This window comes from Bradyrhizobium sp. 14AA, assembly GCF_054185205.1.
Window position 1 is genome coordinate 164,904 of the sequence record NZ_JAVAYM010000003.1, and the last position, 14,132, is coordinate 179,035.

Here is a 14,132-nt window from a genome sequence, read left to right on the forward strand (position 1 = left end):
GAAGACCTGAGGCCAGAAGACTTGAGGCCAGAAGACTTGAGGCCAGAAGACTTGAGGCCAGAAGACTTGGGGCCGACAGGCGATGCGCGATTGCTCGAGGCCATCGCGGCCGCGGCCCGGCTGGATACGCCCGACGAGACCGAGGCGTTTTTGGATCCGATGCCGCTGGGTGAGCTGGCGTCGATGTGGTGCGCGCTTCAGCGCGTCAGCCGCCGCGATCAGGTCGGCAGCATCTGGGCCATCAAACTCTATTTCGAGCATCTGCCGCATCGCAAGCCGCAAAGCGCGCTCGATCTCCTGTTGGAGGTCCTCAGGACCGAGGTCGACAAGCCGACGGTGATGCAGCTCAACGATAAATTCCTGCCGGCACTGCTCCATGCGCACGGCACGGAGGTGATCGAACGGATCGAGCATGAGGCCGCGCACAATGACCGGCTGCGCTGGCTGCTCGGCGGCGTCCATGTCGGTCCCGACGATCCCTTGATGCCGCGTATCGCAGACATCGCCGACAGCGAGGCCTGGCAGGCCGACCACCTGGCGCAGCGCACGCCGCGCGAGCCGCTCGACTGCGCGAATATGTCGGTCGCAAAGCTCGCCCGCGCCTGGGTCGAGCAATATTCCAGGTCCGAGCGCGACCAGGACGACAATCTGTTCGCGATCATGGATTTCGAGCGCGATCTGCGCGAGGACGATCCCGACGGGATAATCGACCTCATCCTGGAGATCCTGAAGATCGAATCCAATCCGGTGCTGCTGTCGCTGCTGGCTGCAGGTCCCCTCGAAGACGTGATCGGCATCGCGACGATCGACCGCATCGAGCGCGAGGCGCGGATCAACGAACGTTTTCGTGATCTGCTCGGCGGTGTCTGGTACTATCGCTCGTCCGACGAGGTGAAAGCGCGGCTGGATGCACTGATCGCCGAGAGCCGCTGGTAGTCCCTGTGCAGGCGGTCTGCACGTGAATGCAGACGGTCTGCACGAGTGGACCCCAATTCTGCTCCAATCCGGCTGCATCAGGGAGCCGCATCAGAAGCGGGTTTTCATGATCACTCGGCGTGGTTTCATCCGTTCCATCGGCGGTCTGTCCGCCCTCGGCGTCTCGACCGCCGCCTACGGCGTCGGCATCGAGCCGCAGCGACTCCGCGTCACGCGCTATCATCCGACCCCGCGGCAATGGCCAGCGGATTTTCCGCTCAAGATCGCCGTCGTCACCGACATCCATGCCTGCGATCCCTGGATGTCGCTGGAGCGGATCGAGGGCATCGTCGATCGCACCAATGCGCTCAATGCCGACCTCATCGTACTGCTCGGCGACTATGTCGCCGGTGTTCACCAGGTCACGCGCTTCATTCCGTCGAGCGAATGGGCCAAGGTGCTCGCGGGCCTGAAAGCACCGCTCGGCGTCCACGCCGTGATGGGCAATCACGATTATTGGGTGGACAAGGCCGTGCAGCAAGCCGGGCACGGGCCGACGGTCGCCCATCGCGCGCTGGAGGCGGCCGGCATTCCCGTTTACGAGAACGACGTCGTGCGTCTCACCAAGGACGGGCGCTCCTTCTGGCTCGCTGGCCTCGGCGATCAGCTCGCATTCTTGCCGGCGCGGCGCTTTCGGAGCACGGGGCGCTTCGGCGCCGACGATCTCACCGCGACGCTCGCCAAGGTCACCGACGATGCGCCCGTCATCCTGCTCGCGCATGAGCCTGACATTGCGCCGCGCGTGCCCGCGCGCGTCGCGCTGCAACTGTCCGGCCATACCCATGGCGGCCAGGTCCGCCTGCTCGGCTGGTCGCCGGCCGTTTCGCCGAAGCACGGCCTGCGGCTCGCCTATGGCCACTTCCGGCTGAAATGCGACCTCATCGTCTCCGGCGGTCTCGGTTGCAGCCTCATGCCCGTCCGCGTCGGGGTGCCGCCCGAGATCGTCGAGGTCACGCTGGGGCGTGCCGTCTCGGTTGTGTCCTAACACGCTTGCGCGGCCAGCCGTTTTTGCGCAAAACGGACCTGTAGCGACAAGCGAAGAGGCTCGCGACGTGACAGCTCATCTCGACGGCGAGATCCGCGACGGCCGCCATCATATGCAGGTCCGCGTCTATTACGAGGACACGGACTTCCCTGACTTGCCATTGTCGTAGTAGGCAAACGTGCTGATTTCTCCTGCCTTGCGGTTTTCGGGGAAAAGTTTCTCACCGAGAAGGGCGGCGCTGTTCAGGTAGGGCGTATATTCGTAGGGCATCCGCTTGCGAACCGGATGCACTACAATGCAGTCGATCAACTTGCGGAAGGCGATGCGAGTTTCGATCGCCTTCGGGTTGATCTTGAGCGCCGCGACCAGTCTTCTAGTCTCCGAACGGTATCGGTCACTGAATTTCGGGTGGTCGAATGGGATCACATTTTCGTCGCCACAGCCCATCAGCCGCAAACGCTCTTCAACAGTTTCCCGTTCCAGGTCGCACTCATCGATCCGCTTGAGTAACTCATCCGGTTTGCGACGGCTGTTTGCGATGGCATATGTCAGCCGTTCGATCTCTGTCGTCAACACACGGCGTCGACGGTTTAGCTTAGCGCGTTCGCTGCCGCCCTTGTTCCGATCGTTTTTGCGTTCCTCCTTCCAAGCATGCATCGCCTCTTCAATGGCTTTCGGCGAAAGCAATTTCGCTTCGATTTTTTCGGAGGCATCCTTAAGCAGAACGTCCATGTCAAAACTACGGGTGTGCTCGCAGGTGCCCCGCTGATGCGCGTTGGCGCATGCGGCGCGCGGCGCGCCATTGCGGGAGGATTGAGCGATTCGCATATGGCCGTTGCAGACGCCGCACCGGAGGACGCCGGCAAGCGGGTGTTCATTGTTGCGCGGAATCACGAGGCGGCGCCGCGGCTTGCCCGTCGGCCCGAACATACGTATGGCGCGGGCGCTACGAACCTTCTGCGCTCTATCCCAGAGCGCTTGCGGAATGATCCGCAGCTCGGGCTTCTTGACGATGATGTGGCGTTCTTCGGGATTGCGCCGCTTCTGTTTCTTCTGTGTTTCCGGGTTGATAATTGTTGAACGAACGTTCCAATGTATTTCGCCGATATATAGATCGTTCCCGATAATGCCGCGGCCATGGCGACCGCCAGTAATGCACTGGTGATTCCAGGTGGTGCGACCAGCCTTGTTCTTGTGACGAGTGGCCCCAGGTGACGGCACGCCTTGGCGGGTAAGATCAGCGGCGATACTTCGGGTCGAGCGGCCCGACGCATATTCGGTGAAGATGCGCAGCACAATCTTAGCTTCGTTCTCGTCGATCATGCGCTCGCCTGGCACGCCCGGCCTCGGCCGATAACCATAGGCGTGTGAGCCAGGAATTCTTCCGTTGGCAACAGCGTTGTCATGGCCACGCCGAACCTTGTCGGCGAGCTGCGGCTTGTAAATCGTGTTGTAGAGACTTGCGATGCTGATGTCGGTGGCGGTCGCATAGACGCCCTTCTGATCCATCAGCTCAACGCGGTTGAACTCGAAAACCTGCTTGAGACGCTGGATGGTTGCGGGATCGCGCGACAAGCGGTCGAAGTGCTCAACGACGACCACGTCAAAGTCATGATTTCGCACACCGTTGAGCAGGCGTTGATAGCCGTCCCGCGCACCTTCGGTAAGACCAGATTTTGCGGCATCCACAAATTCCCCGATGACATCGAGATTGCTGCCCAACGCAACCTTCCTGCAGAGCAATAGCTGACCGTCAATCGAGGTCGCCTTTTGCATGTCGCTGGAATAGCGGGCGTACAGTACGGCCGTTTTCTTGGATGACGCTGTCGTCATGCCGGTCCTCTATCGGCTGCTCCAAACCGTCGTTTTCATCCCGTGCGATCTGGCGTCCGATGGCGCGCGCCAGGTCAAACCAGATTTCCTCATTGTCGGGATTATCCCAGCTCTGAGGGTGGGAGGGGTCAAGCGGTCGAATGATCGCCCGTTGTCCTCGGAGAGATCGGATGCGGGTACGCATTTGCAAACTCGCCAGCAGAAGCTAACGTAAATTTCCGCCCTGCGCTACAGCCGTGCGGCTGTGATTACTTGCGGCGCTTGCTTCCACCATTCGCATCTCCGATCGCTCCTGTGCCCGCCAGAACTTCTCCGCAATTTCACGACTTTTGTTGCTGCGATGATCCGATCCAGATCGTCGTTCAGCCACAGCTTCTCTCGGCCGTGGCCGCGACCCGACAGGAATCACAGGACCACACGTGACCTTTGCCTGTGGAGCATTCATGGAAGTCTCGATCTGCGCAGTTGTGAGTCCATTCATGTTGACCGCGGCGGCGGCGAATGAAAATGAGATTCTTCAAATATCTCAATGCTCCGTATCGGGTGTTAGCGCACTCCTGCGATGGTGGTCGTAGGCGGGAGCAGACTTGCTAAGCAAAGCGGAGTAAAAATACTTGCGCGTGACGGCGGCGAAGGTCCCAAGACCTGCGTCCAACTCTCTTAGGAGTTCTCTGGCATTGCCGCGCTCTCCAGCGGCAACGCCGTATGTTTGGAAGCGATCCGCATCGACACGCCGACCGCCGTCCCGAACATCAAGAAGATTATCGAGCACGAAAGGGGTCAGTTTACGGATAACGCGGATCGAGGAACAGCAACGCGAAGGGGCCGATCGTACGCCTATCCGTTAGGCATCAGCTCCTTCGCGTTGCGATAGCCGTCGCCGCGCTCCTGCGCAGCTGCGCCAGAAGTCCGCGTGCGTACCGAGATCGTCCGAATATATGCTCTGGCCCACGAGCTGGACCTTGCGGACCAGCCCGTCGAAACCTTCCTCCATCGCGCGCAGCGCCTGACGCACGAGGTGGTGCCCCTGTGCCAGTTCGTCCCGAAGCAGCACGTTGCGGGCGATCTCGCAAAATCCCGACAACTTCGGCTCGAGAAGCTGGGCCGCCATCCGTCTGGCACCGTGGCTGAGGTGATGACCGTAGATCCAGCGACGCCAATCGCCCTCGCGCGCGACGGACGCGAGGATTGTCGCCGCGTGGGCCGTCTTCGTCGCCTCAGCAGGCTGTCCTGCACGTGCGCCGCCGGCTTGCCGGTCAGGGAGGCGTCGTTGTCCAACCAGACGGCGAGCGGCGGCCAAGCTTGGCGCACCGCCTCTTCGGCCTGTTCGCGTTCCAGATCATCCAACAGCGCGTTCCCGCCTACCACGATCTCGCGCAGACACACACGATGGCTTTCGCGAAGATCGACAATGCGGTCGCGGAGAAAGGCGCGAAGCCGCTCGGGATCCTCCTGGGCCTAATTGAAGAAAAGGAGCGATCGGGTCGTCCATCTTGAGCCACGGTAACTTGACCCGAATCAGGTCCGACTTGAGATCGTAGCCGTCTTCAACGGTCTCGATGCTGGAACGGCCGACGAGTGGCTCGCGGTGGAAGCTGCGCTGAAACGTGTGCGGGAGCATTTGACGGAACTTGCTTGGCAAATCCGTTTATCGAGATGCAGGTTCTCGATCGCGGATCGATGGTCGCACCATCCGTTTCTCGCCTTGTCGATGAACTCCCGCGCTCGTCCGCGCACCGCACGTTCAATCGGATCGAACCAATCGTCGAAAAGCTGGGAGCCGTCTGCCTGTCACACCGCGGAGAATGTATCTTCGCGATATTGCTGCTCATGGCGTGGTCTCCGATCCGGAGCTCCAACGTCGGACGATTCGAGGTTGATCACCTCGGAAACTACGCCACCTTCAAATCCAACCAATCTCGCGACGGGACCGCGCGTTCAAGGTACAGGTTGGCGCCGTCGATAAAGAACGCGATTTTGTCGGCTGGCGCATTGGCGTTCGACCGCTGCCGCCACTCATTCGGCCGCATGAAATCCATCCAAAAAAGATACCCGATGCTCGCTCATCCGAGTTTAAGAGATAGTTCAAGAGTGTCCCCTGTTAGAAGTTGACCAATGCCGTACAACACAGACAACGCAACAATCACAGCGTAGAGATAGGCCGCAAATTGAGACCAGAATTCACCGTCACGGCTGAACATTAGCGCGCCACTGAAGCTCAGAAGCAATTGCTACCATCGCCTACAACAAGGCGCGTTTGCTCTGTCCAGCCCGTCATCAATGTGTCTCCTGACCTATCCCGCGCTTCCAACTAAAAATCCCCTGGAGCACAAGGGCGGGAGCCGCTTCCCATGCCCCCCAAGACGGTAAGCCGCGCTGCTTGGAAACAGCGCGCCTCTTCGGGGTCACTCAGAGACCCACGGGCGTGCCGATTGTCGCCCCCCGCCGCTCTCTACGACGTTGCGCAAGGCAATTTCAGAAAGCTGCACAACCAGCTGTCTGAGACGCGCAATCTCTTGCTTGCAGCGCTCCAGCTCGCGCTGTTCGTCTGTCATCGCCGGTGCTTCACGGCGATTCCTCCTTGCATCATGATACATCTAGAACCATTGTCCGCGAAGGGCTCAAACTATTGCGTTCGGCAGACGCCTTTTCGACCACGAATTGCGCGGGCTCGCCGTGATTGCCTTCGACAAAGCCCCTCGCCACCAACAGCTCGCGGGCATCGCGCACCAGTGCAGGGCTGCCGCAAATCATGACGCGGTCATGCTGCGGCTCGAATTCCGGCAGCTCGATCTCCGTAAACAACTTGCCTGACGCGATCAGATCGGTGATCCTACCGCGGTTGTGGAAGGGATCGCGCGTCACGGTCGGATAATAGATCAGCTGGTACCGCACGAAGTCGCCGACCAGCTCATCGCTCGGCAGTTTTTCCGTGATCATTTCGCCATAGGCGAGCTCGGCGATCCGGCGGCAGCCATGCAGCAGCACGACATTCTCGAATCGCAGATAGGTTTCAGGATTCTTGATCACGCTCAGGAATGGCGCAAGCCCGGAGCCCGTGCCGATCAGATAGAGATTGCGGCCGTCCTCGAGATTATCGATAACTAGCGTCCCCGTCGCCTTGCGGCTGACGATGATCTCGTCACCCTCCTTCAGATGCTGCAGACGCGAGGTTAAGGGACCATCCGGCACCTTAGTCGAGAAGAATTCGAGCCGGTCCTCGTAATGGGCGCTGGCGAGGCTGTAGGCACGTAACAACGGCTTCTCGTCGACCCTGAGCCCGATCATCGTGAGTTCGCCGCTGCGGAAGCAGAATGATGGATTCCGCGTGGTGGTGAAGCTGAAGAGATTGTCGGTCCAGTGATGAACGCTCAGCACGCTTTCCTGGTTGAAATTGCTCATTGTGACCGCTTGCGAAAAAATTAGAGCATAATCATCGTTCCGAGTTGCCGAGCATCTCATCCTCAAACGGAACCTTGAATGGCAAGAGCGCGAAACGCACCAACGCGTTCTCCTTAGGTAAAGGCAAAGGCGAGCAGGCTTGAGCTGAGCAGCACGAGACCGACTCCGGTCAGCGCCAGGAAGCTGTCGGAGACAAGGTCATGATTGCCCATGAAATACCCTCGACAAGACGTCGCCGCTGGAGAGATACGTAAGTCGCGCTCGGGTGCGGAAACAGGATCATGACCGCGCCTCCGTCACGCTGAGATGAAGCTTCTGCCCACCCTCCAGCAAGAGAGATAGCAGTGGGCAGTCGCTGGTTGGCTTGCTGATAGAAATCGCGACCTTGCGCCGCCCAGAATAGTATCTCAGAAGGGCTTCCTTCACGTCCTCTGCAAGGATTTCTCGAGGATCTGAAAGCACGGTGGTTGTCATGGCTTTTGGTTTCCCGGTTTGCTGGGGGGTCGTATCTGCCAAGTGCGGACCGCCGGGTGGTTGGGTTGATGTCCTAATTGCCATCATTCAGCAGCAGAGGTGTAGCAAAACTGTCATTCAGCATACCGGTGTCGTATAACTGTTTTCGTTGCATTTTCCTGTTATTCGGAGGACTTTCTGCATCGCATGGGCATCTGACGACGGAATCCACCTAAAAGGGAGGAGCCGATTGTGCGATACGACCGAACGGACGCCCGCATCCTCGAGATTGTGCAAAAGAACAAACGTCTAACTTCCGAGGCGATCGGCGAATTGGCCGGGCTTTCTGCGACCGCATGTCAACGACGACTGAAGATCAATGGATTCTACGTCACGGGCGACGCTGACTTTGTCCTCTACATTACCGCGTGTACCATGGATGATTATGAGCAGTTCACCCGGCGATTCTTCTATCAGAACCCGGACATTAAGGGCTTCAAGACGATGGTCATAATGGATCGTGTAAAGGCGGGCTTTGCCGTTCCAGTTGAGGTCCCGTCCGAGGATTGACGAAACTCGGATGCAGATGTCTCATCCCCCGGATCCTCTCGGCGCAGGGATTTAAGAGGCACCGAAGCTGACAACAAAACCGGCTTGAAGAACGTCCATACGCGCACGTGCGCGAGTGCGCGACTACATTCCCAATCGTTCGATAAGCGAAGGTGCCAGGCGGAGTCTTTTGCCACCCTCGCCCACCGCTCACAAAAGCCTCGGCGACGCCAGTTCCGAAAACGGGGCCGATTTTCGTCCCGCGCCTTGTCTGGCCCGCCATCCTCGCCTATTAACGCCCCCCAATCACAGGGGCCGCTGCTCCTTACTTGGTGCCTTCAGGAGAGGTGGCAGAGTGGTTGAATGCACCGCACTCGAAATGCGGCATAGGTGCAAGCCTATCGGGGGTTCGAATCCCTCCCTCTCCGCCATGATAAAACTGTCCAGCCCGAAGAGATGGGTAACGCATCGTACCTAAGAGATGGGTGACAACCTCGTGCCGAACGGGTTGTCGAGGGGCTGCAGGGTCTTCTGCTCCAGGTCGAAATATCCAAGATCATAGTGCATGAAGCTGACGAGCCAAATGCCCTCGTCGACCTCCTTGATGCCGAGCTTCTGGCCGGCCAACACCAGGGAGATATTGATTCTCTTGCGGTGGAGGCAGAGGCGCCCGCAGGAGGTGACGACGACGTCGCGATCGTGAAAGGGATAGGCCAGTTCCGGCAAACCCTCGTAGTGGCGGGCTGAGGCGGTGTAGAGATCTGCCGGGCGCTTCATGTCGAGAGCCTCATGCGGTCGCTCCTCATTGAACTCGTGCAGGAAGCTGTCGAAGCGATCTTGCTGTTGCAGGCTGTTGAACCCCGGCGGACGGGTAGCTTCCTTCTTGAGGGTGAGATGCATGCGCTCATGCCGGCCGTTCTGCTGAGGATGGCCCGGCTTGATGCGCTCAATGGCAATGCCGAGCCTGAGCCACCACACCGACAGCTTTGAGAGGTTGAACAGAGCGTTGGGGCTGGCAAAGGGCACGCCGTTGTCGGAGCGGATGGCAAGCGGCAGGCCGCGCTCACGGAACAGCCTTTCGAAGGCGGTTATGGCGGGGTCTTCTCGTGTCGAGTCCAGCGCTTCACAAAGCAGCAGGAAGCGCGAGGCATGATCGGTAACGGTCAGCGGATAACAGTATCGGCCATTGCCGAGCTTGAACTCGCCCTTGAAGTCGGCACACCACAGATCATTGGGGCGTGTGCCCTGGGATAGCGGCGTGCCGCGCGCGCGGTGGCGCGGCCCGCCGCCGCGCTTGACCAGGCCATGGCGGTCGAGCACCGCGTGGATGGTGCTTTTGGCTGGAACCCTGAGGTCGCCGTCGAGCCGCCTGACCAGGAGCTCACGTATCTTCCGTGCACCCCAATGCGGTCTTCTCGGCCTTGAGCTGCACGATCAGGGTCTCGATCTGGCTTGGCAGCTGATTGGCATAGCGGACCGGCCGCCGGGAGCGATCGCTCAGGGCCTCGAGACCGTGCTCTTTATAGCGATCGAAGATCTTGTAGCCGGTCTTCCGCGAGATGCTGAACTCGCGACAGACCTCGGACATCGCTTCTCCTTCCAGAAGCCGGGCGACAAAGCGAAGGCGTTCTTCCATGACCGAACTCGCTCTCCACGGCATCGCCACCTCCCGCAGAACAAAAGCGGAAAGTGTAACCCATGTGTCCGGTACGTTCTGTCACCTATGTCTCGGGCCGCTCAACGGCTTCGAGAAAGCCCCGTAAAATCAGGCCTTACTGCACGCCAGAGGTCTCTGGTGTAGCCCCAGGGTGTAGCCCTTGAGGCGAACGTCAGAATGCCATGGCGGCCTTACATGCCGGAAAGCGAGAGCGAATTCCTGAAGCCTGAAGAAGATAAATCTCAGGCGCCGACCTGATCGAGGTGCCTGATAGTTCCCCTGGTGAACGATGGAGGTCCCATGACCGTTCTGCTGTTCAGGTTCAAGAATTCGTCGTGCGACCAGGAATTCGAAGTGCATGATCGGGTCGACACGTCGGCGAATCCGACCGCGACGATCTTCGTCGTCGGTGCGGAATATTCGCGATAGATTGCCTGCACGGCGGAGATTCGCTGCAATCAGGGGATTCACTAAGCGGCGTGAATGAGCAAGGGGAGATCGAAAAATGGTCAAAATCGTCGTAGCGGCCTCCGGCGGCGCGGTTGCCGACGGAACCGAGCTTGATCGACGCGCCCGCATTGCAGGTCGGATCATCGCGGAGCATGGATGCGACTTGCTGACCGGCGGCGGGGGCGGCGCGATGGAGATTGTCGCCAAGTCGTTCTGTGGGACGCCGCTCCGGGTCGGACGCTCGATCGGAATCATTCCGGGAAGCGCGGAAGGCTTTGCAGGAGCAAGAGTCGGACACGTGTCGCCATACGCGCTCACTCCGAAATCCGGCTATCCGAACCGGTGGATCGAGCTCCCAATCTTCACCCATCTTCCCGGTAAGGCGCCAAAGAGTGCCGAGTCGCGCAACATCATGAACATGGCCTCGGCCGATGTCGTCATCGTTCTGGCGGGCGGTGAAGGTACCCAGGCCGAATTCGAAATTGCTTTGGGCCTGGGAAAGCGGGTTATCGCCTTTGTCGGTCCCGAAGAGCGTATCGGAAATTATCAGGCGGGCTCGCTTCCGAAGGACGTGATCGTCGTACCCGATGAGCTCTCGTTGCAGGACGCCCTGCGCGACATGCTCTCGCCGTTTGCCCTGACGAGGCCTGCGTTTTCGGCCATCCGGGCCGTCTACAAGACGGATCCGACACAGATTCATAACTGCACCATGCACTTTCCGAACACCTGTGCGATTCGCATGAGTGAGGCTCTCGACAAGACGGTCACCGGGATCAAGGAGAAATTTGCCAACAGCGGGGTCAACCTTTGCCCCCACAATTTCGTTCGGGGCGCGGGCGATCTGGCCGGCATTCTGCGCAAGGCGGAGGTGTTCGGCGTTTACGACATCGGGTTCAATGCGCCGGGCACCGCCCCCGCGAGCGTTCAGGGAAAAAAGGGGCTGGTTGCCTACCTCAACATTCCTGATTTCCCGGGGCAGGGCCATATTGACCTGTGGGACGGCAGCAATCCCGTCGGAGCCGACTATTGGAACGCCGATCCCATCTGGTTCTGGAAATTGCCGTAGCGTCTTATGACCTCTTGATTGGCTCGATCTGGCGACGGGCTCAGACACCTCTCCCGCTTGTTCCCAAGCTGCATACGAGGGTTCGATCCCTTCGCCCGCTCCAATTCAAGAAAGGCCAGTGAAACAAGGGTTTTTGGCACTTCCAAATGGCGGTTTTCTCTGCATTTCTAGCAATTCCGTACGACACAACGCCCGTACGAACATCTTCGTCGATCCAGATAGAGTGCGCTCTCTTATACGGAAGCGGGGGCGGCTTGCGCTGCGCCGCCAACACTTCGACTGCCGGTCGCTTCGCTTTGGGGTGATCTGGCCACCATTCCTCGCGCGGCGCGTCATTGCGCTGTGCTCGCATGGCTTCGACGACGTCAGGCGACAACCCGGAATCGTCCGCATCGGGTTCATTTGTAGAGTTATTGGTGTTTTCCGTAGATGCCTCTGGTATCGCTGAACTGGCTGTCAATTTCAGTTTGGTGGTTTGGGCCGCCTCGAGGGACGAACGTGGGACGCGCATCACGCCAAGTTTCGGATACGCGACATCCTCGGATGTTGCTGCCGATAGCAACACCTTGATTTCAAGGTCGCGCTCGATCGGAGCGATCCGAGCCGTGAACCTCCAGTAGGCGGACCAAGGTGGTATCTCTTGCGCCGCGAGCGATCAGAGTAGCCAATACGCCGCTATCCACTACCCCCCTCGTCATCTCTTCGAAGTTCACAGAGTATGAGAGCCAATAATGTTTGCCGATAGCCGTGCCGCCAAATCCCAGAGTCGAGCCCAGGGCATCGGAACGTCGGTCTAGCCGATGCAAGGAGCTCAAAGGCTCATTGCACAAGCCGGTGGGCGGAATCACTCCGTCAGACCCGCACTACGAGCGAAGTCACGCGGGCGCGCCCAATCTTGATCCGTCTAAGCACCGGCTGGGCTCCGAATGCTCAACGTAAACACTGAGGTATTTCTCCTCCTGCCTCGCCAGAACGCTCTCATTTTTTTTCAGAAGTATCTGTAGGATTAGGCTTTTTCGCATCCTGCGTCTTGGAAACGAGATACGTCGCGTGGCTGACGAACAGCAGGGACGTGAACGCGACGCCAAGTTCGGGCAGCGAAGTGAAGATGGCGCCCTTGGCTCCCAGCATGGTTTCCGCTGTTATGCGGCTCATCATCTCGATGAGCAGCGAGAAGAAGCCCACGACCAAGGTCACGGTGATGACGACGTTCTGAAGGCGCGACACGTCCACCGTGTCGCTATTGGCCCTTTCCTCGCCCATGAATATGTCCGCGATAGAAGCAAGTGCCGGAGACGGACGTCTGTCGAGACCGTCAGACTCAGCTCCAAAGAACGTCGCTCCGCGCCTGCGAAGATCGCCGTCGCTGCCCGCGATCGAGAAGTCCACGTCCTTCCCGCTTGCGTCCTTAGTGGGAAGGATGAGGGACGAAATCATCGGTGACACCGCCGCTATTCCGAGAGCGGCAGCTACCGAGGCCGGTATAGTCGGAAAGGCCGCGAACTTCGCGATGTCGCCGGCGGCGCTGACTATTCCAGCGAAGCCGATGTTGAACAAGGCGAAAGCGGCGTAGCCGGCGAGTGCCACGGCGGTCCAGAGTGTCACCTGCGCGCGTGCGAGCGAAACGCGGTTGCGCGTGTCGATCCAAACTCCCGTGACACGCTGTTTGGTTCCCAGTCCCAGCGCGACGATCAGCCCGCCTATGCCTGTGACCAGCATCAGGAATGGAAAGAGAATGGAAGTAGATCCGGCTGCGGGATCCGTGCCGGTCAGGAAAGCGGAGACCGTGTGCAGGAAGCCGAAGATGCTTGCCTTCCAGGTCTGATCCTGATCGAGGGCGACCGCCGCCCGCCAGATCGTGTTGCAGCCATCTCCTGCCGAAGCGCCGGGGCACGCCTTGGCGTCGTCGAGCACCGTCGCCGCATTGGCGGGGTTGGGCCACACGAATTGCTTGGTCGTCTTGTCGGTATCGGGGAGCTTTCCGTTGTTCAGGACCTTGGAGCAGAGGGTCGACTGCTTCCCGGCGGGAAACGCCTGCAGATCGGCCGCGCAAGTGGTCGTGACCTCGGCGAGCAATGCATACTGGGTGGCGGGATTGTTGGTGACGAGGATGCTTCGCGCCCCGCTCATCGACCGGCCCGACCAGACCGACAATGAGCCCCCGGCCAGGAATACGACCGCAGCGAGGATTCCGATGCTCCAGGCGATCTTGGAATAGGATCGTTCCACGGGAGGCAGACCCGTGAGGGTGACCGCCGAAACAAAGGGCAGCTCGTTATCAGCCGGTGGTTGATCGGACTCGAAGAGACGGTAGACGCGTCCGTCCGAAGCGTCGCCGACCACGAAATCTCCGCCATTCGACACGCCCTGATCGAGAATCCAGCTTGCGGCCTTTGGTAGCGTTTTGTCGACACGAGGTGCGCCTGTGACCGTAACCTCCCAAAGCGCGGCTTTCGCCGGGAGCGGACTTCCGGGCCAGTTGTCCGCCTCGACTCTGTCCACGATGGCGGTCATCTTCTGATAGCTCGCGGCTTGCGGCCTATTGACGCGAGGAGCCGACATCGAACGCATTTTGTCCGTCAGGCCTCGTTTCTTCGCCGCTGCGGCTAGCTTCGCGACGACCGCGTCGAGTCGAGCCATGGTCTCGTCGGCGCCGTCCTTCGGCGTGAGGGTACTTGTCTCCCCCCAAACAATCGCGAGCAATTCGCTGTCTGCCATCGCCGGTCCCTACAAATAAAACAATCACAGCTTGTCAAAAGGCG

At 59.6% G+C, this 14,132-nt stretch carries 12 protein-coding genes, 1 tRNA gene and 1 pseudogene; 7 read left to right on the forward strand and 7 right to left on the reverse strand.

Annotation, left to right across the window (positions count from 1 at the left end):
- The first annotated feature begins 90 nt into the window (after nt 1–90).
- Together RAD15_RS08570 and RAD15_RS08575 are read left to right on the forward strand one after the other, a co-directional pair.
- Nucleotides 91–936, forward strand: a complete 846-nt coding sequence (locus RAD15_RS08570) for a DUF6869 domain-containing protein (protein ID WP_458176344.1) — start codon at nt 91–93, stop codon at nt 934–936.
- A gap of 106 nt (nt 937–1,042) precedes the next feature.
- Nucleotides 1,043–1,960 carry a metallophosphoesterase gene (locus tag RAD15_RS08575; protein ID WP_458176346.1) on the forward strand — a complete coding sequence of 306 codons (918 nt, stop codon included), beginning with the start codon at nt 1,043–1,045 and terminating at the stop codon, nt 1,958–1,960.
- Nucleotides 1,961–2,089: 129 nt separating this feature from the next.
- On the opposite strand, the gene RAD15_RS08580 is transcribed toward RAD15_RS08575, so the two are convergent.
- The 3 genes from RAD15_RS08580 to RAD15_RS08590 all read right to left on the reverse strand — a co-directional run bounded on the left by RAD15_RS08580 (nt 2,090) and on the right by RAD15_RS08590 (nt 4,904).
- Nucleotides 2,090–3,793 (reverse strand): recombinase family protein, encoded by a 1,704-nt coding sequence (locus RAD15_RS08580; RefSeq protein ID WP_458176348.1) that lies wholly within the window; start codon nt 3,791–3,793, stop codon nt 2,090–2,092.
- Complete coding sequence (locus RAD15_RS08585; RefSeq protein WP_458176350.1) at nt 3,714–3,977, reverse strand: hypothetical protein; 264 nt, start codon at nt 3,975–3,977, stop codon at nt 3,714–3,716. The genes RAD15_RS08580 and RAD15_RS08585 overlap by 80 nt, the downstream gene beginning before the upstream one ends.
- Nucleotides 3,978–4,637: 660 nt before the next feature.
- Entirely contained in the window at nt 4,638–4,904 is a 267-nt protein-coding gene (locus tag RAD15_RS08590) for a hypothetical protein (protein ID WP_458176352.1), read from the reverse strand.
- Nucleotides 4,905–5,095: 191 nt separating this feature from the next.
- Between RAD15_RS08590 and RAD15_RS08595 the strand changes: the two genes are divergently transcribed.
- The gene (locus RAD15_RS08595; RefSeq protein WP_458176354.1) at nt 5,096–5,290 is read left to right on the forward strand and encodes a hypothetical protein; all 195 of its coding nucleotides are present in this window, start codon (nt 5,096–5,098) and stop codon (nt 5,288–5,290) included.
- A 395-nt stretch (nt 5,291–5,685) separates the two neighbouring features.
- Here RAD15_RS08595 and RAD15_RS08600 read toward each other — a convergent pair whose 3' ends face one another.
- Together RAD15_RS08600 and RAD15_RS08605 are read right to left on the reverse strand one after the other, a co-directional pair.
- On the reverse strand, nt 5,686–5,823 hold the full coding sequence (locus tag RAD15_RS08600; RefSeq protein ID WP_458176356.1) for a hypothetical protein: 138 nt from the start codon (nt 5,821–5,823) through the stop codon (nt 5,686–5,688).
- 556 nt (nt 5,824–6,379) lie between these two features.
- Nucleotides 6,380–7,195, reverse strand: coding sequence for a ferredoxin--NADP reductase (locus tag RAD15_RS08605; protein ID WP_458176358.1), 816 nt, complete (start codon nt 7,193–7,195; stop codon nt 6,380–6,382).
- A gap of 705 nt (nt 7,196–7,900) precedes the next feature.
- On the opposite strand from RAD15_RS08605, the gene RAD15_RS08610 reads away from it, so the two are divergent.
- Nucleotides 7,901–8,218 (forward strand): Lrp/AsnC family transcriptional regulator, encoded by a 318-nt coding sequence (locus RAD15_RS08610; RefSeq protein ID WP_458176360.1) that lies wholly within the window; start codon nt 7,901–7,903, stop codon nt 8,216–8,218.
- A 320-nt stretch (nt 8,219–8,538) separates the two neighbouring features.
- Nucleotides 8,539–8,628, forward strand: a tRNA-Ser gene (locus tag RAD15_RS08615).
- A 43-nt stretch (nt 8,629–8,671) separates the two neighbouring features.
- On the opposite strand, the pseudogene RAD15_RS08620 reads toward RAD15_RS08615, so the two are convergent.
- Nucleotides 8,672–9,857 (reverse strand): annotated as a pseudogene (locus RAD15_RS08620) (IS481 family transposase).
- 297 nt (nt 9,858–10,154) lie between these two features.
- Here RAD15_RS08620 and RAD15_RS08625 point away from each other — a divergent pair.
- A complete protein-coding gene (locus RAD15_RS08625) occupies nt 10,155–10,283 on the forward strand; it encodes a hypothetical protein (protein ID WP_458176362.1) in 129 nt (42 codons plus the stop codon).
- Between the two features lie 76 nt (nt 10,284–10,359).
- Nucleotides 10,360–11,370 (forward strand): T6SS effector amidase Tae4 family protein, encoded by a 1,011-nt coding sequence (locus tag RAD15_RS08630; protein WP_458176364.1) that lies wholly within the window; start codon nt 10,360–10,362, stop codon nt 11,368–11,370.
- Between the two features lie 978 nt (nt 11,371–12,348).
- On the opposite strand, the gene RAD15_RS08635 is transcribed toward RAD15_RS08630, so the two are convergent.
- Nucleotides 12,349–14,088 (reverse strand): hypothetical protein, encoded by a 1,740-nt coding sequence (locus RAD15_RS08635; RefSeq protein ID WP_458176366.1) that lies wholly within the window; start codon nt 14,086–14,088, stop codon nt 12,349–12,351.
- Nucleotides 14,089–14,132 lie beyond the last annotated feature (44 nt).